The organism is Paenibacillus oryzisoli (assembly GCF_001653565.1).
GTDB classification, from domain to species: domain Bacteria; phylum Bacillota; class Bacilli; order Paenibacillales; family NBRC-103111; genus Paenibacillus_E; species Paenibacillus_E oryzisoli.
Map to the genome: position 1 here is coordinate 78,503 of NZ_LYPB01000083.1, position 24,708 is coordinate 103,210.

Consider the following 24,708-nt stretch of genomic DNA (forward strand, 5'->3'; position numbering starts at 1 on the left):
TTATCCTTTGATCGCACCTTCGGCAATCCCATTAAGAATATATTTCTGTAGAAATAGATAAAAGATAATGACAGGCAGCATAGCCAGCAATAGTGCAGCTAAAATATTGGACCAGTCATTGCTGTATTCACCAAATAACATATTCGTTGATAGTAGCAGCGTATATCGTTCTGAATCGGTCAATATTAACAGCGGCAACAGAAAATCATTCCAAATCCACAGTAAATTCAAGATCGCAATGGTAGCTGTGACGGGTAGAAGCAGTGGGAAAATCACAGTAAAAAACAATTTAAACTCTCCACAGCCGTCGATAACGGCAGCCTCATCCAGATCTCGAGGTATTGATTTTACAAAACCATGATATAGAAAAATAGCCATGGACACACCTAACCCGATATAGATGACGCCAAGTCCATAAATTGAACCTTGGATGTGTAGTTCTCTAGATATTTTCACAAGCGTTATCATGACCGAATGAAAAGGGATTAACATGGAAAGAATGAAAAGTCCAAACAAACAAGCACTCAATTTCCCTTTCGTTCTGGACAGCTTGTATCCAGCCAAGGAAGCACAAACAATGATCCCTAATAAACCAACAACAGCAATCTGAATCGTATTCGATAAGCTTCTTAAGAAATGTATTTTTTCAAAGGCGCTCGCATAATTGGAGAATTGAATATCAGCAGGAAAGGATAGAATATTCGTCAGCATCTCGCTTTGCGTTTTCACGGAATTCAATAACCCCATATAGATTGGAAATAACATCACAACCGTTCCGACGAGCAAGAAGAGAAAAATAAGAGATGAGCCAGCACGACGACCTATCAGGCTAAGACCAACGCGTGCATCTTGACTACTCATGCTTCCACCTCTCTTCTTTTCATGACCCACAGTTGAACGAGCGTGATGATCAAAACAATCAAGAACAGAATCATGGCCTTAGCGCTAGCATAACCATAACGACTACTCAGACTAAATGCTTCTTCATAAATATTAAGTGCAATAACCTGAGTAGCTCGGCCTGGTCCACCGCCAGTCAAAGCAAATACTGCATCAAACACTTTAAAGGAACCGTTTAACGTAACGAATAGGCCAATGGTCAAAGCCGGATATATCATAGGAAGCGTAACATTGCGAAACGTTTGCATCGCATTCGCCCCATCTATAGCAGCAGCTTCTTTCATCTGTTGCGGCACGCCTTGAAGTGCTGCAATATAAATAACCATCAAGTATCCTACCCCACTCCAGAGAGAGAGAATCAAGAGTGTATAAAAGGAGAATCTTGGATCCCCAATCCACGATTGGTCTAAAAAGTGAAAGATCGTATGTTCAGCTATATAAGGTAAAACTTTCGTGAAAATAAACATCCACATAAACCCGCCGATTATTAAGCTAATCATATTTGGCATAAAGAAGATCGTCCGAAACCAAACCTTACTTCGTTGTTGTGATTCGATGAAGACTGCCAAAAGAATAGCCAAAAAATTGGAGAATACGACCATGCATATAACGTATTTGAGTGTAAACCAAATGGCATCCAGAAAGTATGGATCATCTGTGAGCGCTTCGATATAATTGCTCAATCCCACCCTATTATAGGTGGGATTGAGCCCATTCCAATCCGTTAAGCTGTACCAGATCCCCCCTAAAGAGGGAGCGAGTACAAAAACGGAATAGAATAATAGTGCGGGAAAAACGAAGGCTAACAGGATGATGTTTTGCTTCCTATTCCTAGTAAAAATCATTTCCTATCACTCCTAGTTAACCATTGCTCAGCCTTTATTTAGTAGCTTTAACTGCTGCTGCCCATGTTTTATCCATTGTTTTAATAAACTGCTCTTTGGTAACGGTTTTAGCATAATAGCTTTGCAACAATTTAGCTTGCTCGTCTGTAACACCGTTTGGCAGCTTCAAATCCTGATACGCTTTCCCACTTTCTACATAGGCGGAGGATTCCTTTACCCACGGATTTACTTCAAATTTATGAACAGTAGAGATAGGATTGAATTTCAACTGTTTAAATAGCGCGGAAGAATCCTTCTCATCCAGGATATAGTTCAGCAAATCAAGTGCCACTTCTTTGTTTTTGGTTGTTGGCGATACCGCTAAAGAAGTAGAGGTTGAAAGATTAATCATGGTATCTTTGGGATCATTGCTTACAGGCAGTGCTGCAACGCCCATTTCAAAGCTTGGATTTACTTTCAGAATGGCATCCGCGTTCCAAGGGCCTTGCACCCACATAGCGGATTTTCCATTGGCAAATTCAGCGGCACCAGCTTCATTACCAACTTCGAAAGGTTTCTTTGTACCGTTTGCGTTGATGAGATCGATAATGTCAAAAATAGCTGCTACATCATTATAGGAAGCTTGACCCGCGCTCATCTTTTCGATCCAATCTGGATGCTTGGAGGAAACAATACCACCAAGCGATTGTGCAGTCATAAGTTGTGGAACCCATGATTCTTGAAAAGCCAGTTCAAATGGTGCAATATTCGCTGCCGTTATTTTTGCGATAACAGCTTTCATTTCATCCAATGTGTTTGGAGGTGTAAGGCCCAAATCCTTGAATATTTTTTTATTGTACAAGTAACCCCATGTTGTGCTTTCAAAAGGCAGCACGACGATTTTACCGTCGATCGTAACGGTTTTCTTCACGGGTTCATACAAGCTTTTAATGGCTGCTTGACTAGATAGATCACTTAGATAACCTGCTTTGTAATAAGCCGGAATATCATTAGCATGAATAGTAAACAAATCCGGTGCGTCATTCGATGCAAGACGCGTTTGTAGGATCTGCTTGGATTGATCCGAATTAGGCATTTCCGTTTTAATCGTGACATCTACATTTTTCTCGGCTAATTCTTTTGCTTTAAATTGCTCGAAGTATTTTTCAAATTGTTCTTTATACTGGGGATAGCTCATAAATACATTGAGTTCTACTTTTTTCGGAGTTGCAGGAGCCTTTGTACTGACTGCTGCGCTTGCAGGTGCTGAACTACTAGTGTCTGTATTCGTCTTACTTGTACTAGTGCCGCATCCTGCAGCTAATATTAAGCCTAGGATAATACTTAGATTAAGCGTTTTCTTCATGGATCGTTCCCCCCTCTGATTTAACTGCTCCTTCAGTATAGTGGAAGCGCTTTCCGTATTCATTTCAGAATATTAACATCTTCTATTGCACAATATTGATGTGACTCCGAATAACAATCCACTTATTTCCGCAACTCTCCTGGGGCAAATCCATAATGTTTTTTGAACACCCTATAGAAATAGGCAAGGTCTGGGTACCCTGTCATTTCAGCAACGTGCTTAATAGATAACTTATGATCCACAATGAGTTCTTTGGCCTTTTCCATGCGTTTGAGATGAATATAATCGGTAATCGTTTCACCAGTGAATGTTTTGAATGCCCGACTTAAGTGCTCTTTACTGATATAGAAATAAGCGGCGAGTGACTCCAATGTAATCGATTCGTTATAATGTCTGTTAATGTAAGCAGCCACTTCTCGCAAATCCAGCTTGTTTCTATTTTTCCGTGCCTCCAGGAGTAAAGTAATAGCTTGGATATACATGCGCTCAATCTGTCCAATGATCTCTGTCACAGAATTCCACCCCATTTGATCGGATGGCAGTTGTTCCAATTGGGCTATAATATGGTTCCATGCCAGCTCACTTGTCGAAACAAACTCTTCAAGCATGAAAGTAAAGTCGTGACCGATTTTATTCAGCATACTACCATCGAATTGTTCAGCCTGGAACGGCTCCATAAAAGCCCCTAATGACCTCAACGTTTGGATGACCCCTGATGCATTTAAATCCAACAAATAACCGTAGATCAACTGACGATATTCCAAATACTTGTCGAGTGAAGCCGCATCACCAAATACAAGCGGTGTTTTCCAGGATACTTCTGAAATTTGCTTGGCTTGCTGCAGCTCACGAACGCATTGCGCTAGGGCAGCATTGAGCTCTTCTGGGTTCACTGGTTTTAATAAGTATTCCTTCGCTTGAGATCGAATAGCTTGCTTTAAATAAACAAAATCATCATAACCACTCATCACAATGATCTTAAGCAAAGGATGTTTATCATTCAGCGCCTTTAAGAGCTCGACACCATCAATACCCGGCATTCTCATATCTGTTACTACGATATCAGGTGCTAGTTCTGCGACCATTCGCAATCCTTGTGTTCCGTCCTCTGCCTCGCCTATTATCGTTAATTGGAGCTTATCCCATTCTCCAAGCTGCTTGATGACTTTTCTAGACCAAGGTTCATCGTCCACAATCATCACTTTATACATTTTCAAGCTCCTCCTTTTCCAGTACCGGCAATACGAATAAAACGATCGTTCCCTTTCCTGGCTTGCTGAAAATACGTATACCGTATCTTTCGCCAAAATGCAGCTTCAATCGAGCATCGACATTTTTCAAACCAATGCCTCTTCTTTTCCCGCTTTGCTCATCCTCAGAGATTTTAGGTATACTCTCATGACCAGAGCGCAACCCTATTCGTATATGTCCAAGGTTCTCTTCGTCCAAACCTACGCCATCATCTTGAACAGCAACTAGAATTTGATTACGGATTCGTTTGACCCTTACCTCAACGAGCCAGCTGCCTTCTTTTTTATGCAGTCCATGTTCGAATGCATTTTCTACGATAGGCTGAAGTGTAAATTTGGGAAGCTGGCATGCCGAAGGCAAATCATCTTTCTCTACCAACACTTGACATCGCCCAGTAAACCGCTGCTCCTGAATAAAAATATAGTTCTGCATATGCTTGAGCTCATCTCTAAACGTAACTAAGTCGCTGCCCGTACTGATTGAATATCTTAATAGGTCTCCGATCACCCATGTGACTCGATATATCTCAGGCGCATCCTTCTCTAGTGCCATCCCTCCGATTAGATGTAAGGTATTGTTGAGAAAATGCGGATTGATTTGAGCTTGCAGTGTCCTCAGCTGCGCAGTCTTAATGTCTATTTTTCCTTGGTATTCTACTTCAATTAACTCTTTAATGCGCTGCATCATAGAGTTGTAGCCATGCTCTAGCAGACCAAGTTCATCACTATGTTTGACAGATTTTAATTCAAAGCTTTGAATTTCCGCTCTTCTCATGGTCCTTGCTAGACTTATAATCGGCTTACTAATACGAAGCGAAAAAAGGATAGAAAGAATGATCGAGGCCCCGACAAATAAGCTCCCAGTAACAATACCGGCATTAATTGTAGCTTGAGCGCTGCGATTAATCGTTTCGAGCGGTATGGCTTTTATCAGCGTTAATTTACCATTGCTAACTTTTTGCATAAACAAATAATATTCATTGGTTTTCTGAATGCCAAGACCGCTATCAGGTACATCAAGACTTTTTAACAGCATAGGAATATCTCCTAATACCTGTTCATTCTTAGACCCCGATAATAACTCCCCTTCGTCGTTACTCAATAAAATGGAGCTGTCTGGTTCAGACCCCAGGATACTGCCGACCTCGTCCCACACCTTGCGGTTGATCTTAACGGAGAGCCCACCTATCAGCTTGCGATCCTCAAACCGATTCATACTGTGAAACGCATAAACCCCATTTGGTTCCTGTTTAAAATAAATATTAGTTGGTGTATCCAGCATCCTGCTCCATGGCCCAGTCCGGATATCCATAAAAGAAAAGAATCGGCCGACATAACTTACGGATAGCGCCTGTTTGTTTTCATGAATATAAAGCGTAAAATCATCAATTTTACGGGAATTGCCATGTAATAATGAGGTCAGGGTATCACCCACATATTTTTGCGTTAGATATTGTACATTTAAATTTGAATTCGCTACCTGTTGAAGATTTCCCATTAATTCGGAATTAATCTGAACCGTATAAAATAAAATATTCATCTGCTCAATAAGCTCATTCAAATATTGATTAGCCCATTCCATACGTGAGTTATTGGCACTAATCATTTCTTGTTCCACCGAATGCCGTGTATTGTTGCTTGCAAGCCAGGTTACTGTCACAACAGGTAATGTCGTTAAACAAATCATCAAGACCATCAATCTAAAGCGGATTCCTATTTTTCTTTTCAGTAGTATCTCCCTCTTTTCAATATTACGATCGCTAAGAAACTATTCGTGTAAGATACAGCGAATCCTCTTACAAACAAAAGATGCCCACTCTCGGAATACTATTTCAAAGCTTCCAGACTTGGGGGACCCGTGTAAGTATTCCGATGAATAGCCAAAAAGACCGAAACCACCCATTCTCCCTGGTGATTTCAGCCTCTCTAAAGCTTAGAAACTTAGATAACAAATTCAATAAATTCCGGTGAGCGCAGTCTCCCACTATGCGTCCAGCTCTTGGTCTTGATCCTGGCCATAATGCGAGGTTCCATATAAGCGAAGTTCTTGTCTTCCTTGAAGACCAAACGCCTCTTCACACCTTCTATAGCCTTCATATGAAGAGGAGAGACGCCTGATTCAATAATGCCTACTGGCAGCTTGGATCCATCTGCCCCATCAATGGAGGCTAATAAAGCAAAATTATTTTTTCTATAACCAGAAATGTACACATCCGCATACGTCCAATTAATGACCTTTTGCCAACGAATGGAGCGTTTGTTTATTTCATATATGGAATTTTCTTTGCTGGATTTGATGATAATACCCTCAAGCCCTCTGCCGCGAACTTCTTCAAAGTAATCGATTGCGTTTCCTTCATTCATCTCTATCTTTGTATAATTTTCCGTTTCCTTAAAAGCCTGATCCAATAGCTCTTTGCGCTTAAGCAAGCTTAAACCTGTAACGTCAATCCCTTTATAACGCATAATGTCAAATGCGCAAAAAACCACAGGTTTCTTATTCTTCTTAGATAGAAACCTCGCGGACATCGCTTCAAAGTCAGGTTTCCCTTGATCATCCAGCACGACTAATTCACCATCAAGAATAGTGCCTTCTGGTACAGGGCATCTTAATAACTCGGGAAATTTATGTGTAATTAAGTCATTGTGTCTCGTGTATACATACAGTTTATCCATATTAGAAAGAATACATCGTAAACCATCTAATTTGAGTTCCGAAATATGATTCTTGCTGTTGAATGGTTGATTATTCTTGGCATTGTACAGCATCATAGGAGAAATGAACATATGATTATCACCCTGTATTAAATGATACTTCACTAAGCACCTTCTGCCTATTGGTAACTGTTTCCCACGGGAAACATCCGATTGGATGTCACACATTCGTGCCCTCAGTTGTCTTATAAGTGTCAAAACAAATAGGAGGCAATCACTTATGACACAACGTTTAAATTATATGCAGCAATCACCTGAGCTTTTCAAAAAAATGCTGGAATTCAGTACCGCCGAGCAGGATAGTGCAATTGAAGAGAAGATTCTTGATTTGGTTCACATCCGAGCTTCACAGATGAATGGCTGCGGATTCTGTCTCGACATGCACGTCAAGCAAGCTAAGATCCATGGGGAAGGCGAGCTTCGCCTCTACCACATCGCAATATGGCGTGAATCCACGCTGTTTGCGCCACGTGAACGGGCTGCATTGGCTTGGACAGAGATTCTTACTAAACTTCCTGAACATGGTGTGCCTGACGAATTGTACGATCGTGTGCGTGGTCAATTCTCCGAAAAAGAAATCTCAGATCTGACTTTCTCCGTCATGGCTATCAATGCCTGGAATCGCATCAACGTCGCTTTCAAGAACGTACCAGGATCGGCAGATGTGGCATTTGGACTAACGAAAGCTGGTTTGAGCTAATCTCATACACAGCCATGAAGAACCCTGTGAAGGGTTCTTTTTCTATTTCCCGAAGTCACCATCCGCATTCATGCCAAATTCTGCATAAGCGCTTTCGGCTCTGTTCATACTATCTCTGAGATCGTAAACACGGGAGGGGATCATTTTTGGACGCCATTAGCACATGTATGGAAGAGAATAAAGACTATCTCAGCGAACAATTCCAAGATTGCTCCGATATTGTGTTACGATCCTTTACGTTAGTGGATGAAACCCAACTTTTACTCGTCTATCTGGATGGTATGACTCGACTGCAAAGCATAGAAGATAACGTTCTGAAACCGTTAATCTTCAGCGGCTTACCCCAAGGCATTGATCGTATACAGTCGCTTGCTGAGCTGTTCCGACGCGAATGGCTGCCATTAACAGACATCAAGACTGCCAAATCGATCCCGGATGTCGTCAACCATATCCTTCACGGCAGCTTAGCTATATTCGTAGACGGTGAAGCTTCTGCCCTCATTGCTCATGTCCAAGGATATGAGACAAGGGGCATACAAGAGCCGATGAAGGAAGCAACCTTGCGTGGTTCCAAGGAAGGCTTCGTGGAACATATACGCACGAATACCACATTAATTAGACGCAGGATTATTCACCCGCTTCTCAAAATGGAATCTTTTACAATAGGCAAATACACACAAACTGATGTGATCCTTGCTTATATGAAGGGGCTTGCAGATGAGAAAGTTTTAACAGAAGTCAGAGATAAACTCGGTAAAATCGAAATGGACGGCATCATTGATTCCGCGTATATCGAAGAATGGCTTGAGAATAGTTCCTTCTCCATCTTCTCGGAAATCCAGAACACGGAGAGGCCCGATATCGCAGCGGCAAGTTTAATTGAGGGAAAGGTCGCTCTTATCACGAACGGAACCCCCTTTGTTCTCATTCTTCCTGTTACGCTATGGTCAGGTCTTCAATCCGCAGACGACTATTTCGAGCGGTTTATCTTTGTCATCATCACCCGTGTGATCCGATACATCATGACGTTCATTTCATTTGCCTTACCTGCTATCTACGTCGCACTCTCCACATTCCATCCCGAAATGGTCCCGAGTTACCTCATGATTGGTATCGCAACAGCAAGAGAAAACACACCATTTCCTACCGTCATAGAGGTGTTCCTCATGATGTTTATATTCGATGGTTTACAAGAGGCTGGCGTACATCTACCTAATCAACTCGGGCCAGTCGTCAGCATTATCGGTGCTTTGGTCATCGGACAAGCGGCTGTTGAGGCCGGTATCATCTCCACGCCGATCATCATCGTCATTTCATTAACAGGGGTTGCTGCATATACAATTCCCAGATACAGCGCCACACTCCCCTTTCGCTTAATCCGATATCTGATGCTGTTCATTTCAGGGTTCTTAGGCTTTGTCGGCTTTGCTTTCGGTATTATCCTCTTGTTGATCCATTTGGTATCACTGGAGTCCTTCGGCACACCGTACTTAAGCCCAGTAGCCCCATTCGATGGGAAACGAATTAGAGATCTCCTTATTCGCTACCCCTTCTGGATCAAGAATGGCCGCAACAAGAAAGGACGTTCCACATGATCCGTGTTGTCCTTCACTTATGTGTGTCATTGTTTCTCCTTATGTTATTGACCAGCTGCACAGATTTCGTAGAACCGAATCAATTAGCTTTCGTTATGGGGACAGCGATTGATCATGCTGAGAACGGAAATATGGAAGTTAGTTACCAGATCGCGATCCCCTCTAAAATGAATTCATTTAAAAACGGATCCAGTGATTCCGATAGCTTTATCGTCATGTCGGCCAAAGGGAAAGATGTTTATGAAGCCACGCAAAAAGTACAAAAGGAGATGTCACGTCGATTAATGACGAGCCATCGCATCCTGATTGCAATTAGCGAAGAGTTTATGAACAAGAATGACGTTAGCCAATTATTTGATAAACTGGGACGGGATCCAGCTAACAATCAACGTGATGTTACCTTCATGATCAAAGGGAACAATGCCAAAGAGTTCCTTATGATTAAACATCCTATGGAAAACCTCTCAAGTATCGCGGCTGGCAAGGAACTACATATTAACGGCTTGAAGAATTTCTCTACTAGGCAATTTATTATTGATAGCGTAACACAGGAAACCTCCTCGCTTGTACCGGTTCTCCAGATCAAAAACGTGAAAGTGAACACCCAAAAAGCGGATCCGTTAGCTGCCTTATCCGGGTACGCTGTTGTCAACAAGAAGCTGAAAGTAGCTGGCTTGCTGGATCATTTTGAAGGCGAAGATGTTGTTTGGTTGTCTGGGAAAGGAAGCTCAATAGGCATGACTATTCCATGGAAGAACGGCAATGGCGTCCTCTCGTTTCGACTAACTCATATTAGGCGTCATATTCAATCTGTCCATGGTCACGATCCGCGTCAGGTAGTCATAAAGGTCAAGGCGCAAGCCTATCTACTGGAAAACACAACCTCCCTAGATATGTCTGAAGTAACGAACATGGAAGAGGTTAAGAAGTACCTTAATGAACAGATACAGGCTAGATTACAACTTGCATTTGACAAAGTTCAGCAATGGGGACCCGATGTATTTGGTATCGGTGCCTATCTTCATCGCAAATATCCTTACTGGTGGAGATCGCAAAAGGACGACTGGAACGAGAATTTCAAAAAAGTCGAAGCCAATGTCCAAGCCAATATACAACTCAGGTCAGTCGGAGTGCTTGGTGCCCAATTGGAATAAGGATGGAAAGGGGGACACGAGGGGTATGAAAGTAAGCGGTTATCAAATGTTCTGGTTGGTTAGTATCTCTTCCATCATCGTGGTTTCCTACCTCCCCATCCAATTAGCCGCAGAACAGTCACGTCAGGACTGTTGGATTTCTATTCTACTCGGCGGCCTCCTCATGATGGCTACAACGTGGATGATGCTCCGAGTTTGCATGCAGAACAAGAATAAAACATTGGTCAATTTCATCAAAGACCTACTTGGCACTATACTTGGGAAAAGCATCGTCACGGTGTATTTCCTACTATGGTTTATGCAAATGGCGACAATCTTGAGAGGTACAGCAGAATTCGTCAATTTAGTACTCGTTCATAACACACCGATGACCGTCATCGTCATGTGTATGATATTTCTACTTGCCTTCGCGATTTATAAAGGTGGGATTACAACAATTAGCCGTTGTGCCGAAATGATAGGACCCTTCTTCGTTAGCATGTTGTTCATCCAACTATTCTTGAATCCTCAGGATATGGAGGTAAATCGTATTCTGCCCATTTATGCAGATTCAGGGTGGGCTGCCATTCTGGAGGGCACGTTTCGTTCTTATAATTATATGATGGATCCTTCGATCATTCTCATGCTGTTCTTTTTCGCTGAGAATAAGCGCACCGCTGCAAGAGCCATCCTATGGGGAACAGGCGTAGCGATGATATGGGGCGTACTAACCACGCTAGTTCTTCTATTTGTAACCGGACCTAACGTGGCTGCCAAATTAATTGCCCCCGTTTATTCACTAACCAAGTTCATATCCATTCTTAATTTCGTTCAAAATATCGATGCTTTATTCATCCCACTATGGCTGCTTGGTGCTTTCATTAAATTATCCGTCTGCTTATTTATCCTTAGTTATGGACTATCGGAGTGGACAGGAATACGCAATTGGAAGGTTATTTCGTATGTTCTGGCTTTCGTCTTGTTGGTATACGTCATCTATAGCACACACCATCTACGGCTTTCGTTTACACTTAAAAATATGTTTCTGATTAGCATCTTTTACCCTGCTGTTTACATTGTTATCCCCTTGATTTTATGGGCAATTGGCGGTATACGACTGCGTCATAAACCCTCAAATGGCTAGATGTTGTAGTTTATCTGGATTCACAATAATATAAATTCGTTCGATGGCCGTGGTTTGGTCATCCCATGCAAAACAAATGACGCCCGTTGGCACACCATCTTGCGATAACAGAACCCCAGGCTGATGATTGACTTTAACAAGCTGTGCTTGCGATGCAGGGAATCGGCTGTCTGAGAGCGCGCGCAGCAATTTCAACACCCGTTCTTTCATATATATAGGTTGAACTGCTGCGGATACTTTCCCTCCACCATCTGCAATCAGTGTGACCTCTTCAGTCAACATATCCACCAAGGACTCAATGTTGCCATTCGTAATGGCTGAAATGAAACGGGCCACAAGTTCCTTTTCTTCCACCAAACGGGTAGATGGATTTTCCTGATTTTCTATAGATATATCTACCTTCTTCTTCACACGACTGAATATTTTGCGGCAATTCACTTCCGTTTTATTAAACATGTCACCAATTTCACTATGTTCATAGGCAAACACTTCGCGAAGAATAAACACGGCTCTCTCCAAAGGAGTCAGTTTCTCCATCAGAATAAGGAAAGCATAAGAAATAGTATCGTGACGCTCTGCGCTCTCCAACGGACTATCGTCAATGCCCCCCACCATCGGCTCTGGCAGCCAATTCCCCACATAGCTCATTCTTTTTCTCCGTGCTGACTTTAACTCATTCAAGCATCGGTTTATCATCATTTTGCTTAAGTAAGACTTAATATTATGGATATTCTCATGGATATGACCATGAATACTAAGGAACAAATCTTGTACCATATCCTCTGCATCTGATCTAGAACCAAGCATCCGATAAGCAATGGAAAACAAATGAGGTTGGTAGGATGTATACATATCCTCTATGTTCGTTGCAGGTTGATCCATCGTGAAACTTTGCATAATAACGCCCCTTCTTTCCTAAGAGAAACCTCGGCCATTCTGACACAAATAAGTCTTCTTTGATAAGACAAATGAGGGTGCTCATCTGTGACATAAAAGTTAAGAAAAACATTAAAAAGTTCGTAGGTGGAGGGACTTGCCCTATACAACTTGTACTAACTGTAAAATGTACAGCTATTTATTCATCCGCAATAAGATTGCGACATTCACTACATTACCGCTCTAACGACTCCGCAATCACTTTTATACAATCAAGTGCTGAAGCCGCACGAGGCCATCCTGCATAGAAAGCCAAATGCGTAATCGCTTCTACCAATTCTTCTGTGCTTAAACCGTTCTCTTGAGCCAACCGCAAATGATACGGAAGTTGTCCTATCCCCCCACCCGCTACCAGCACCGCAATCGTAACTAAACTGCGATCTCGCAGCGAAAGCTGCTCTCTTCGCCACAAATCCCCGAAAAGCACGTCTTCCGAGTAGTCCACGAATGCTGGTGCCAATTCACCGTAGGCTTTCCTTGCGGTAGACACTATTGCCCGATGCTTCATACGTCACAACCATTCTTGAGCATTTGAGCTTCTCCGTTGCCAAACGACCAATCCTCAAACTCGTTATCCACCAGTACCACGAACACATCTTCTTGCCGCATGGGAAGCTCGGTGGATAGTTGTTGCGCCAACGCTCTATAGAAACGGCGCTTCTGCGTCGTTGTCCTCCCCGATTTAAGAGAGATTTGAATATAAAGCAGCCCATCACTTCTTTTTACCCCTAAATAACTTGGACTATAATAAAACTCCCCCTCCTTATGAGAATGAAATACTTGAAACCTATCCTCCTCTGGCACATTGAAGTAATCCACTAGCGAATTTCCAATTATTCGGCTGATCTGACCTAACTTATTACGATCATACTGGTGCTCATAATAGCTGACTCTTATGAATGGCATACCCTGATCACTCCCTCAATGAGATAGCTACATTGTACTCCGCATATCTCAATCTATATAATGGAATAAATAAATGATCTTAATCGATTTTGTAGATGGAGGTAGAGGAGATTGGATTTAAAAGAACTAATTACGTTCCAAACCATCCTTCAAGAGGGAACCTTCTCACGAGCCGCGGAGAAATTGAATTATGCGCAATCCACGATATCGAACCAAATGCAAAGATTAGAGAAGGAAATCAGTGTGCAGCTTTTCAACAGAGGATGGGATGTCGAACTGACGAGCGCGGGGGAAAGATTCGCGTTGGAGATTGATAAACTTATTCAACATTGGAACGATGTAACCCAACTTGCCAAAGCGTTGCAGGATGATGAGATCGGCAACTTGCACATTGGTGGAATCGAATCTGCTATGCAGTCACTACTCCCAGCTACTATGCGGCTATTCAACGAACGCAAGCCACGGATCTCCTGCCAATTGACGCTAGGAAATACGGATGCCTTATCACAGTTGATTATCCAAAAAAATCTCGATTACGCCATTTGCGGTGAACCTTCCGATTCGTCACCATTCTTGTTTGAACCACTGTATCAAGAGAAAATAACGGTTATCGTTGATCGAAGTCATCCACTACTAGAACGCAATCAGGTTACTTTCCGTGAGCTTCTTCAGTATCCTCTTATCTCTGGAGGACCCACATGTCTCTATTACTCACAAATAACCAAATTGCTATCGCATTACGAGGTAACGCCTCCCAATCTACATACTATCAGCCAAATATCAGCCATCCCCCACTTTGCAAAAGAAACGCTAGCAATTGGTCTCGTATTGGATTCGACTCCTTTGATCCCAGAAGTGGTGCGCCTGGATGTTGCCTGGGATGAACCTGTCATCCCCATTGGGATCCTACAGCTTCGTGGACTACATACGGTCCCCTTCTCACATAAGCAGCTGTTCCTACAACTGTTGAGGAAGGTGATAGCCGATTGAGCGATTGTCGATCAAAAGATAGACTGAGCAAAATCACGGCGGGGCGATTGGGCATTCCACCATCATATGAACGGCAAAAAATGCACCTGCGGAAGCAGAGGCTGTTGGGAAATGTACGCCTCCATCAAGGCGTTGTATGAACTGCTTGACACTGCACCTCAAGAGCTGTCTTTTGCGGAAATCGTAGAGGGCATCAAGCGCGGCGATTCCAGAATGACCATCGCGGTGTACGAGCTTGGCCATTACCAAATCATAGGTCTCGGCAACGTGTTCAATGCCTACAATCCGAAAGTCATCTGTATCGGAGGGTAGCAACCGAAAGAATGAGAATATGCTGTGCATGAAGGGTTTACTCTCCATGCACAGCATATTCGATATAACCGAATTTTAGAGGTAAACCACTAGGTACAAAATAAGGGAGAATTTTAATCCAACCGCGTTGAAGCATCAGTGTCCTTCCTGAATCATAAACTCTGATAATCGTTTTGCTTGAACATCGCACTGTTCCTTACTATCGGTGTGCGTTTGCCTCAACTCATTATCCATGGTTGTATTCAACCCTACATGCAGAGGAGACTTAGGTTCTTCATTAGAAATTGTTTTCATTACATCAACAACTGCTTCAAGGATATCTGTCACGTTCCCCACCTCGTTTTGTTTTTGTTTATTATGTAAATATCTTCCATAATCTATGCATTATTGCAACGAACCCGGCTCACTTACTTCCAAATTACCCCCGTGCGCCTACTCTTCTATTAAAAGCATGGCTTACCCTACTCGCGTGATATCAGATTTATGGGATAGCGTTATGCAATCACTCTATTCCATCGAAAACTCCGAAATTGATGCGAATAACGTTATGGCAGCACAGCGCTATTTCTACGAGTCACCCTTCTTTGCGACACATTCACGCAAGCAATGCGAGAGATTACCACAAAGTGCTTAATCCATGGTGTTACTTACAACTTGGAACGTTTAATTGCCAGCTATCTATTACCCCATAACCATTATGGGGGTTTCTTTGGCAGTCGCATTTCCCACTGGACAATCGCCAATTTCCTCTAGCTTAGGTAGTTGCATAGTAATACAATGTTTACGGCTCATAGTATATGCATAAAAAGAAGTACTGAAAGAAGTGAAGGTAGCATGCAGATAATCTCAAGTTTTACTCTGATTCGGAAAAGAAAAAAATATCGAAAGCGATTCGGTAAGCTAAACATTGTTAAAAAAAGAAAACGCTCTCTTCGTAAGGCTAAACCGAGAAAAATAAGTGCTTCAAAAAACAAAAAACGTACGTTCAAAAAGCGTCCACTAATCAAGAAAAACAAAAGAATTCTTCAGAAATTTATTCACGTACAGCCCCAGCTCCAGCTCCAACCCCTCCACTCTACTGAACCTATTAAGGCCCAACTGCAGCAGGAGAGATCTCTCGTCGAACCTCACGCGGAATTACCTCCCCCACATCTAGAGTCCGGTGTAAATTTGATTGGCTATACTCGAACAGAAATTGGCTTAGGTGAAGCTTCCAGATTACTAGCTGCGTCATTTGAAGCGGTTCAGCTGCCTTTTGCCATCTTAAATTACAACGATCCCGGTACCCTAAGCGCGAGAAATAATGATACGACTTGGGCCCATAAAGAAATGAATCATGCCCCCTATAACGTAAATCTATTTCATATGAATGCGCCTAACTTACGCTGGGCATATGACCTCAATGCGCTGCCATTGGGGAGAGAACTTTTACATTATCGATATAATATTGGATATTGGGCTTGGGAATTGCCCGATTTTCCCGACGAATGGCGCAACAGTTTTGACCTTGTACACGAGGTTTGGGCACCATCCACATTCATTGTAGAATCTCTCCAACAGAAATCCACCGTACCTGTCATTCGAATTCCACATGCGATTGAAGTTCGAGGTCAGGTAAGAAACAGGTCTATTTTCGGTTTGCCAGAGAAACAATTCCTGTTCCTAACTATGTATGATACGCACAGTCTTAAGGAAAGGAAAAATCCACAAGGCGCTATCGAGGCGTTCAAAAGAGCATTCCCTTCTACAAACACCTCTGTCGGCTTAGTTGTTAAGGTTAACAATTCTCATACGAACCCCGCAGAGTTGGAAATTCTGAAAGATCTTATCCAAGGCTACTCAAATATTTACTTGATTCAGGAAATTTTGGATCGAAACAAAGTTGATCTATTACTAAACGCCATTGATTGTTTCATATCCCTTCACAGATCCGAAGGGTTCGGCCTCGTTCTGGCGGAAGCCATGTATCTCGGAAAACCGGTGATCGGCACCAATTGGTCAGGAAACACTGATTTTATGAAATCAGACAATTCCTGTTTGGTGAATTATTCATTGGCCCACGTGGGAAGGGATATAGGGCCTTACAAAGCGTATCAGCTATGGGCGGAACCAGATCTCGAACACGCGGCACATGGTATGCGCAAATTGGTGAGGGATACCAACTATCGACATTCCATAGCGCGGAGAGGACAGACGACCATTCGAGAAGGTTATTCTCCTAAGGTCATTGGTGAGATGATCCACAAACGACTGATCGAAATAGGTATTAAGTTAACATAGAAACGCTGAACAGGATGCCTGTAATTAAATCCTATACTATTTAGAAGAGTCCTTTGTTCCTGTTACATGGCAGGGAGCAAAGGGCATCTTTCTATTCATTTTATACACGCAAAATCCGATAAACTTAGTATAATCACAAGAGTAACGCAGGGTGGAGGAATGATAGTGAAACGCGAAAATAGGAATAAGCTGCGATGGATTGGCGCAGTTCTTTTGGTTGCCCTCTTGGTTAACTCCTATCTACCGGCAGCTTATGCACTTACGACAGTTGGACAAGTAATTACGGGCCAGACCTCGTCCACTTATGGCGAGTCGGTGCAACTTACTTCTGTTGTGACAGATGGTAGCTTAGGCGGGGCAACACCAACTGGGAGCATCACGTTCTATGATGGGGGCGCAGTGATAGGAGAACCGCAGGAGCTCGTTGCTTCGGAACCAGAGGTTGTTTTTAAGAGCTCAGGTCTTGCTCCAACGCCTGCTGGAAAAAAACTCACTTGCTCGAACTGTCCTGTTATTCAGTGGGGCGGAATCAGTTATTGGGCATTCAGCGATACGGATAATAATACAATTACTTATTTGTATGGGTATGATGCGAGTAACACGTTGGTAAAATCTTGGGAATTTCCAGGGAATCGTTACGTTACGGATATCATTGTAAATAACATCGCTAAGACAGTTACACTTGTAGGACAGAGCAATGCGCAAACGATACGTACTTGGGAGCAGCTTGAAAATTTCAATGCTCACGCCTCTATGTCTTTCCCTGGCCTAGCTGTCGGTACACATACGATAACAGCTAGTTATACAAGCGGAGATGGTATACATAGTGCACAGTCGTCTACCTTTGTACATACGGTTAATGCCATTCAAACCAATACCACGCTTACCTCAAATGCTGGACTCCTATATGTTGGCGAGCCAATTACATTCACAGCAACAGTAACCAATATGGATGGCAGTCAGGTTATGCCGGGGGGAACGGTCACCTTCCGGGAAGGTAACAATGTATTGGACTCTACGAGTGTTAACGGAAGCGGAGTCGCAACTTTCACGACTTCGTCGCTGCCAGTAAGTGGTTATTCCGTCACTGCGACGTATGATGGCGATGCTCAGCATCTAGCTAGTACCTCTAGTAGTCTATCGCAATCCGTTCTAGGAATTCCGACTGTCGTCGCGGTCAGCGCTAGTCCCGAAAGCACGACAATCGGGAACTCCGTGACGTTGACGGCAACTGTAACCAATGGCATGACAAGTATCCTGGAACCGGCAGGAACCGTCACGTTCAAGGAAGGCTCGATTGTACTTGGCACAGGAACGTTGAGTTCAGGGACAGCAACATGGACTGCACCTACATTAGAATTGGGAACCCATTCGATCACAGCACATTACGGTGGAAGTCTTACACATGTTGCCAATAGCTCAAGCTCTATTCCCGTGGTCGTCAATCTGATCCCTACGTCAACAACTTTGATGGTCAAAGGAGCGATAGACGCAGCTTCCACCTACGGAACTTCATTGACGCTACGTGCATCTGTAGCAAATACGATTGGCAACTCCATTCCACCCGATGGTATCGTAACTTTCAAAAATGGTTCAACCACATTAGGGACTGCTCCACTTATTTCAGGTAGTGCTGAATGGACGATGCCCGATAGTTTATCAGCTGGAGCCTACTCTTTTAAAGCGGAATACAGCGGAGACAGCAACCATGCGGCGAGTCCATCAACTGCGGTCGGGCATACCGTAAACAAAGCAAGTACATCAACAACCCTATCATCATCGGGTGCGGTTACTGTCGGTGAAACGACGACTTTAACAGCACAGGTAACACATACACTAAATCCTAGCATCAAGCCTACAGGTACAGTTACTTTCAAAAATAACGGTGTCGTCTTGCAAGCGCCAATCTCACTAGATAACAGTGGCACTGCGGTGCTTGCCACTCACGATCTTCCGGTCGGCGATCTCGTCATTACGGCGGAATATAACGGTGATGGCAATCATAACACGAGTGCTTCGCAGCCAATTACCCAGCCCGTATCCAAAGCACCGGTTAGTGTTCATCTGTCTGTGACACCACAATCAGGGGAAAGCATATACGGACACACAGTAAGCGTCATGGTGCAGGTAGTTAACACAGAGAGTGGTGGGTCCGTTCCAACGGGGACGGTCACCCTTTCAGGTACAGGCAGCTTCCCTAATTGGCCTGATGCTTTGACGCTGACGAACGGAACAGCGACTTGGGAGACCGAGCAGCTTGCTGTTGGCACGCATACGATCGTCGCAAGTTACTCAGGGGACAACGAACACCTGAATGGGGTGTCAATCAGCAGCAGTCTACAGATCAAACCAATCCCTATTACTGTCGTGGTTACCGCTTCAGTAACGGAGGCAGTTTATTATGGGACTTCCCTTACCTTTACCGCTCATGTGACCAATACGAATGGAGAGTCGCATATTCCTGCTGGCCATATTGTCTTTAATGGCGGCAACTTACTGAACACGCCCATACTTCTTGACTCGGCAGGAACTGCTTCTATTACTTCAGCAGCACTGCTGCCTGGAACTTACCCCATTCGGGTTGCGTACGTTCCTGACCAGCTGCACGAAGCACAGACGTCAGCCCCAATTACCCAAGTCATCAAACCGAATACTCAGGGGACAGTTCTCATTTTGAATCATCCGAATGGAACTTTCCAGTTTGGAGAACTTATTCAATTCTCCGTATCCGTAGGGGACTTAATCGGCGATTTGACGCAGCCCGGCTACATTTCGTTGAGAGAGAATGGGGTTGAACGGGCCAGGGTAACGACCGATGTGTATGGGAATGCGGAAATCAGCTTAACAGACGTAAGCTCTGGCACGCATCATTATACAGCGCTGTACGAGAGAAGCGGCCTCACAGATGGCACGGAGTCCCCATCGGTAACAGTTGTTGTGCAGCCTGCTTTAGCGCAGCTTGTGATCACAGGTGATGCCGATGACAAAGTATTGCCAACATCCACACCGTGGATCTCGGCTGTTGTTCATGGCGCTAACTCATCATTTATTTTGCGAGCGGCTTCTTTGGAAGCTGGTACTAGCATCGAGTTGAAGCGGATGGATCCGCAGACCGTCCAGCTAGGCACAGCCATCGAGGTGACCAACGGACAGAGTGAAGTTGTTTCGTTCGTGGAAGGCTTGAACCGATTCCAAGTAAGAGTAGTCAGCGTGGACGGAACAGCATCGACCACACAGATCTTATCGCTCTTTTATCAAAAAGGAGATGGGTTGTGGGACATGACCAATGTTCTCGCAGTAACGCGATTGGGGTATGATATGGATGGAAACAGTACGTTTGATAAATTGGACATCCTTGAATTATTGAAGTTAATTGAGCCGGTTTCCGCGGAATAGCTGTGACCTTAGACTAAACAGTATGGGAAAAGGTATTTCCTTTGTAGTTAACTACTACAGGAAATGCCTTTTTTCGTATTTTCATAATAAATTCTCTCATATTCTTTCCCCCCTAGATTACTTCAGCCAGTTATTCAACATTACACTGATCGGTTTGTATACGAACGTAATCCAATCCAGTGGGTTAGGAATGTTGGCATGCCAAGTGAGTGCGAGGCAGAGTCCTGCTCCAAAAAGAAGCAATACCGTAAATACCGATAATTCCTTTATTCGTTTTTTTCTCAATAGTGAAGGAACCTCAATCATCCCAATCGCGGCAGTTACAATAAGAATACTAGTTATTGTCCACATCTGATCTACTCCTTTAACTCTTCCAATTGTTCCATTATTTCCACAATAATGATTCATAAACTTACTCTAGCCATGCTCATAACGAAGAAAAGACTGGAGATTGATCAGGTTAATTACCTGATTAATTCCAGTCTTTTGTAGATGATGATTGATTGATTGTGGGTTATAGGATCGTTTGAGACCCAAATAGCCCGTTTCAGCCTGTTTTTATCTAATCCATTGAAGAATGTCTATAACATCCGGTAGGACAAACTAACAATTTTCATATGATTTGTTAGGACAAAAGTTACTTACTATTAATAGGTTGAGTAGCAGACTGTTGTTCTTCGTTGCTACGAAGATTTTCTTGTTGGTCAATCAGCATATTGGAGAACATTTCCGATTTTTTTCAAGAAACGTTCGATCATTTTATCTTTCATAACAATCACATCAATTACATTATACCCGACTTGGAACGAAATGTTATCACTTAGAATTACACCAGCAATTCCAAGGCTAACTCGTATTAGTTGGTCTGCCATATTTTGTACACCAAGTAATACTTTTCTCGACATACGATCACAGCCTTTATCTTTAGTATAACCTATTTAGCTTGGTGGTCGCTATGTTTCAACTTGAGATTCGCCGCTGGATATCTCTAAAACACTTACACATCGAACTACTTTATTACCATGACCACAAGTAGATTTAATAATAACACCTCATGAAAGACACCTTATTATGTTTAGAAAAGATTGTTGACTTAACATTTCCCCCTTTATAAGTTGCTCTGTACAACATGTAAAAGCAGGTCGAATCATAGATCCTACTGGTCCGTTGACAGTGCCTGGTGGACATACCACGGAATCACGTAAAGCCATGTCCGAATTTATTAGAAAGTGCAATAACGGTGAAATTGGAATGAAAACTCTTGAAATTTAAGATAAGATGAGATGCACTAACGGATGTTGGCTCTTCTTTATTTGCTGTTTGATTTTATTAAGTTATTAAGACTTTATCGTCCATGCTTAAGTGAATTGGAACCGACAGCAGCACTTTTTTGCTCTAATTATTAATATTTAGATGATATAAAAAAGCCAGGCTAGTTGCACTGACATAGTTAATGAACTAATGATGGTTTCCGATCAGTTACTTTTCCACTTAAAACCTTAATGTATTCTTTATCATCTGGTCCAATAATAACTTCTTATGATAAAGAACGGCCACCATCTTCACGGTCTCTTCTGTGAATTTTCACAAGCAGATTAACAATGTGCTTTTCAAAGTATTGAAGTTCCTGATAAGTACAGATCTTAGATTATACTAAATTGATTTAAATTAGGGACTCGTGCTTGTTATGTTCCCTTTGTAGCAATTTCAAGCATTTAAAGAAATAATCTAGACACATCCCAGATCTAATTCTATTTATGAACTAGTGAAGTATTTCTCTAATATTTACTTTAAAGAGATTACATATGGGGTTATTTTTTTTTAAGAATCAATATAATTTGAGTCAAAAATTATTTTATAGCTTTAATTGGTTTGTAATACTTATTTCTGATACACCGTCAATAGTTATTTGCGAATTTCCAAATTTGTAGTTAAATTGAGAGGTTCTTTCTTTATTAAAATCAATATCAAATCTCGAAAAAAAGATTTTCGAATTATCTGTGGATTCAGTTGTAGTGAGAACCATTGAAAAAGTTCCAACACTAGGCAATGAATTATTTTCTAGATTTTTCTCCCAACCCAATCCAGAAAATATCGACGTTATAGGAAACTCTTCATACTTATCAACCGTATGAATCCCTCCTGTATGTGAATTCGATTTAATTGCATCGCTACCGTTAAAAGCTAGAGAAAATCCCAGTAAAGGTGCTGCACTTGAATTCGGAATTAAATTGGAATCAAAGGACCCAATAACTAGCAGTTCTTTGTTACTAATGTCCTTTTTCTCGCTAACTATTGTATAAATTGTGATAATTATGGCATCCTTGTTTTTATTTTCTCTATCAAAATTCACGGGGGTATATCTATTTTGTTTATTATCCCAAATATAATTTCGAGTGGTTGTTGAAGCACCGACTATTTTCGACCCTTTAAGTATCCCATTCCAGTCTTCAACTAACCTAACTGATGCATTTGGGAATATTTCTGTAAGTGATTTTCCATCTAAATTATTATAGTTATGATGTACTTCAGAATTATCTATGATAGTATTTTCTTGTGTTTTATCCTGGCATCCAACCATTAAGACAACTATAGCAATGACGATTATCTTAATTTTAATCATAGCGGGCTCTCCCTTATTAATTATATTGATGATAAAAACAGACGGTAATTTTTTTGATTACCGTCTGCTTTATTTTGTTTTTTAGTAAGTAAATGTGGTGTAAGCCGGTATAGTACTTACTTTTGTAGTTGTAGCCCAACCAATACTAAAGCCACCACCTGATGAACTTAACGAAAGACCTAAACTTGTAAGAGTCTTTGTGTCATAAGATTGATTATATTGACCAATTGAGTTAGCAATATTACCTGAATTTGAAGTACTTTTAATGATAGTTACAGAAAATGAACCGCTGGATGCATACCAATTATTTGCTGGAAAAGTTTTATCAATTGCTTCTGAGAACTCCCAACCTACACCAGCGTTCGGATTAACAGTCACAACAGCAGGATTTGTGTCACCTTCATCATAATGTACTACCCCACTGGTAGAACCTTGTTTGATAGCTAATCCACCAGCCCAACCAATAACAAATGCATCCACGCTATTACCTGTATCAAGTGAAGGTGTTACATTCCATTGGAATGAGCCTCCTAAGAGCCACTCAGTAGGATATGAACATGCCCCTGAACAAGATGCAGTTGTATGATAAACAGTAATTCCATAATTGGTATTAGATCCAACCCCATTTGTCCCAACACCACTTGTTTTGGATTGTTGCTCAAATTCCTTGACTGTTATTGGGACTAACTTGTTGTTTTCATCTTTTCTATAAAACATTTTCGTTTCAGATACTTTTACGATCTTGTATCCTTCATACATCTTTTCCCAGTCAGCTTTTAATTCATCTTTTGCATCAGGAAACAATGTTGCCATATTAATGCCTGATTGATCTTCATATACCTGCTCTTCTTTGTAGTTATTTTCGGGACTTGTAGCTGCGTTTGCGGATAAAGTGAATAACATAGATATCAAGAGAACAATACTTACAAGCCTCATCTGTTTGATAATCAAAACTGTCACACTCCTAGTAAAAATATAATTTGACGAGCTTTATTAAATTCAATGTAAATTATCCAATTATTAAAACTCATCGTTTTGCAAGCTGTCACTATTCTTATTACTGTAGAGACGTTTGATCAATCGAAATTGTTCCACTTTTTGTAAAATTATTACTAATTGTATGTTTTGGAACAGTTTTTACTCATCCGTGCACGGTGAAGTAATGAACAACCCAATTTAACCATGTATTCCCATTTTTTCCTATAGGTATATAATACCAATTAAAATTCACATATTGAAAATATTATGTCGTTTATTATTTTAATAGATTCAACTGCACTTCAGTCTAATTCTTCATCCACTTATCGAGTCTAGGCTAATTGAACATTTTAAGTGTCGCCTGCGCTAAGCTTGAACAAACACTTGCCAGATAGGATGCTGCTCTATCCTTATTATTACCGAAAGTATAGGAATCCGATGAGCTTGGAACACCGGTCTAAAAGCGTTTTTTCATTGAATTGGATATGCTCCGAATCCACACCACCAAAAAACATACCACTAATGTATTCGCTTCCAAAAAAATAAATGCAATCGCTTTTTTATTTACAGGCTTTGTTAAATCCTGTTGTTGATAATTGAATACTCCGAACAAACCTGGGCATAGTAGAAGATATAGTTAGTGTTTATAGTGTTTATATT

The 24,708-nt window shown here is 41.9% G+C and carries 22 protein-coding genes; 8 read left to right on the plus strand and 14 right to left on the minus strand.

The window, feature by feature from the left end; translation table 11 throughout:
- The 6 genes from A8708_RS25520 to A8708_RS25545 all read right to left on the minus strand — a co-directional run bounded on the left by A8708_RS25520 (position 1) and on the right by A8708_RS25545 (position 7,160).
- A complete protein-coding gene (locus tag A8708_RS25520; RefSeq protein WP_068668254.1) occupies positions 1 to 861 on the minus strand; it encodes a carbohydrate ABC transporter permease in 861 nt (286 codons plus the stop codon).
- Positions 858 to 1,745, minus strand: coding sequence for a carbohydrate ABC transporter permease (locus A8708_RS25525; RefSeq protein WP_068668256.1), 888 nt, complete (start codon positions 1,743 to 1,745; stop codon positions 858 to 860). Before A8708_RS25525 ends, A8708_RS25520 begins: the two co-directional genes overlap by 4 nt.
- A 34-nt stretch (positions 1,746 to 1,779) precedes the next feature.
- Complete coding sequence (locus A8708_RS25530) at positions 1,780 to 3,090, minus strand: ABC transporter substrate-binding protein (RefSeq protein ID WP_068668258.1); 1,311 nt, start codon at positions 3,088 to 3,090, stop codon at positions 1,780 to 1,782.
- A gap of 122 nt (positions 3,091 to 3,212) precedes the next feature.
- Complete coding sequence (locus A8708_RS25535; protein WP_068668260.1) at positions 3,213 to 4,301, minus strand: response regulator; 1,089 nt, start codon at positions 4,299 to 4,301, stop codon at positions 3,213 to 3,215.
- Positions 4,294 to 6,036, minus strand: a complete 1,743-nt coding sequence (locus A8708_RS25540) for a sensor histidine kinase (RefSeq protein ID WP_068668262.1) — start codon at positions 6,034 to 6,036, stop codon at positions 4,294 to 4,296. The genes A8708_RS25535 and A8708_RS25540 overlap by 8 nt, the downstream gene beginning before the upstream one ends.
- 245 nt (positions 6,037 to 6,281) lie before the next feature.
- The gene (locus A8708_RS25545; RefSeq protein WP_239696843.1) at positions 6,282 to 7,160 is read right to left on the minus strand and encodes an ATP-dependent DNA ligase; all 879 of its coding nucleotides are present in this window, start codon (positions 7,158 to 7,160) and stop codon (positions 6,282 to 6,284) included.
- 115 nt (positions 7,161 to 7,275) lie between these two features.
- On the opposite strand from A8708_RS25545, the gene A8708_RS25550 reads away from it, so the two are divergent.
- The 4 genes from A8708_RS25550 (at position 7,276) to A8708_RS25565 (ending at position 11,627) form a co-directional block, all read left to right on the plus strand.
- Positions 7,276 to 7,755: a carboxymuconolactone decarboxylase family protein gene (locus A8708_RS25550; protein ID WP_068668263.1), complete on the plus strand. Its 480-nt coding sequence runs from the start codon at positions 7,276 to 7,278 to the stop codon at positions 7,753 to 7,755.
- A 167-nt stretch (positions 7,756 to 7,922) separates the two neighbouring features.
- The gene (locus tag A8708_RS25555; RefSeq protein ID WP_068668369.1) at positions 7,923 to 9,350 is read left to right on the plus strand and encodes a spore germination protein; all 1,428 of its coding nucleotides are present in this window, start codon (positions 7,923 to 7,925) and stop codon (positions 9,348 to 9,350) included.
- Entirely contained in the window at positions 9,347 to 10,504 is a 1,158-nt protein-coding gene (locus tag A8708_RS25560) for a Ger(x)C family spore germination protein (RefSeq protein WP_068668265.1), read from the plus strand. The genes A8708_RS25555 and A8708_RS25560 overlap by 4 nt, the downstream gene beginning before the upstream one ends.
- Positions 10,505 to 10,529: 25 nt before the next feature.
- Positions 10,530 to 11,627, plus strand: a complete 1,098-nt coding sequence (locus A8708_RS25565; RefSeq protein WP_068668267.1) for a GerAB/ArcD/ProY family transporter — start codon at positions 10,530 to 10,532, stop codon at positions 11,625 to 11,627.
- Here A8708_RS25565 and A8708_RS25570 read toward each other — a convergent pair.
- From A8708_RS25570 to A8708_RS25580, 3 genes are all read right to left on the minus strand, one after another.
- The gene (locus A8708_RS25570) at positions 11,616 to 12,509 is read right to left on the minus strand and encodes an RNA polymerase sigma-70 factor (protein WP_068668371.1); all 894 of its coding nucleotides are present in this window, start codon (positions 12,507 to 12,509) and stop codon (positions 11,616 to 11,618) included. The genes A8708_RS25565 and A8708_RS25570 overlap by 12 nt on opposite strands.
- Before the next feature lie 229 nt (positions 12,510 to 12,738).
- Positions 12,739 to 13,071, minus strand: coding sequence for a carboxymuconolactone decarboxylase family protein (locus A8708_RS25575; RefSeq protein WP_068668269.1), 333 nt, complete (start codon positions 13,069 to 13,071; stop codon positions 12,739 to 12,741).
- Positions 13,068 to 13,469, minus strand: a complete 402-nt coding sequence (locus A8708_RS25580) for a tautomerase family protein (RefSeq protein ID WP_068668270.1) — start codon at positions 13,467 to 13,469, stop codon at positions 13,068 to 13,070. The genes A8708_RS25575 and A8708_RS25580 overlap by 4 nt, the downstream gene beginning before the upstream one ends.
- Positions 13,470 to 13,580: 111 nt before the next feature.
- Here A8708_RS25580 and A8708_RS25585 point away from each other — a divergent pair, with 111 nt between their 5' ends.
- On the plus strand, positions 13,581 to 14,459 hold the full coding sequence (locus A8708_RS25585; RefSeq protein WP_068668272.1) for a LysR family transcriptional regulator: 879 nt from the start codon (positions 13,581 to 13,583) through the stop codon (positions 14,457 to 14,459).
- Between the two features lie 111 nt (positions 14,460 to 14,570).
- Positions 14,571 to 14,771 (plus strand): acetate and sugar kinases/Hsc70/actin family protein, encoded by a 201-nt coding sequence (locus A8708_RS25590; protein WP_068668274.1) that lies wholly within the window; start codon positions 14,571 to 14,573, stop codon positions 14,769 to 14,771.
- Between the two features lie 135 nt (positions 14,772 to 14,906).
- On the opposite strand, the gene A8708_RS25595 is transcribed toward A8708_RS25590, so the two are convergent.
- Positions 14,907 to 15,098: a hypothetical protein gene (locus A8708_RS25595; protein ID WP_068668276.1), complete on the minus strand. Its 192-nt coding sequence runs from the start codon at positions 15,096 to 15,098 to the stop codon at positions 14,907 to 14,909.
- 843 nt (positions 15,099 to 15,941) lie between these two features.
- On the opposite strand from A8708_RS25595, the gene A8708_RS25600 reads away from it, so the two are divergent.
- Together A8708_RS25600 and A8708_RS25605 are read left to right on the plus strand one after the other, a co-directional pair.
- Complete coding sequence (locus A8708_RS25600) at positions 15,942 to 17,051, plus strand: glycosyltransferase family 4 protein (protein WP_239696844.1); 1,110 nt, start codon at positions 15,942 to 15,944, stop codon at positions 17,049 to 17,051.
- 165 nt (positions 17,052 to 17,216) lie between these two features.
- A complete protein-coding gene (locus A8708_RS25605; protein WP_068668277.1) occupies positions 17,217 to 20,447 on the plus strand; it encodes an Ig-like domain-containing protein in 3,231 nt (1,076 codons plus the stop codon).
- Between the two features lie 117 nt (positions 20,448 to 20,564).
- Here A8708_RS25605 and A8708_RS25610 read toward each other — a convergent pair whose 3' ends face one another.
- The 4 genes from A8708_RS25610 to A8708_RS25625 all read right to left on the minus strand — a co-directional run bounded on the left by A8708_RS25610 (position 20,565) and on the right by A8708_RS25625 (position 24,021).
- Positions 20,565 to 20,798 carry a hypothetical protein gene (locus A8708_RS25610; protein WP_068668279.1) on the minus strand — a complete coding sequence of 78 codons (234 nt, stop codon included), beginning with the start codon at positions 20,796 to 20,798 and terminating at the stop codon, positions 20,565 to 20,567.
- A gap of 353 nt (positions 20,799 to 21,151) precedes the next feature.
- The gene (locus tag A8708_RS25615) at positions 21,152 to 21,352 is read right to left on the minus strand and encodes a hypothetical protein (protein WP_068668281.1); all 201 of its coding nucleotides are present in this window, start codon (positions 21,350 to 21,352) and stop codon (positions 21,152 to 21,154) included.
- Positions 21,353 to 22,302: 950 nt separating this feature from the next.
- The gene (locus tag A8708_RS25620; protein ID WP_068668283.1) at positions 22,303 to 23,070 is read right to left on the minus strand and encodes a hypothetical protein; all 768 of its coding nucleotides are present in this window, start codon (positions 23,068 to 23,070) and stop codon (positions 22,303 to 22,305) included.
- Positions 23,071 to 23,151: 81 nt separating this feature from the next.
- A complete protein-coding gene (locus tag A8708_RS25625) occupies positions 23,152 to 24,021 on the minus strand; it encodes a hypothetical protein (protein WP_068668285.1) in 870 nt (289 codons plus the stop codon).
- Positions 24,022 to 24,708: the final 687 nt, after the last annotated feature.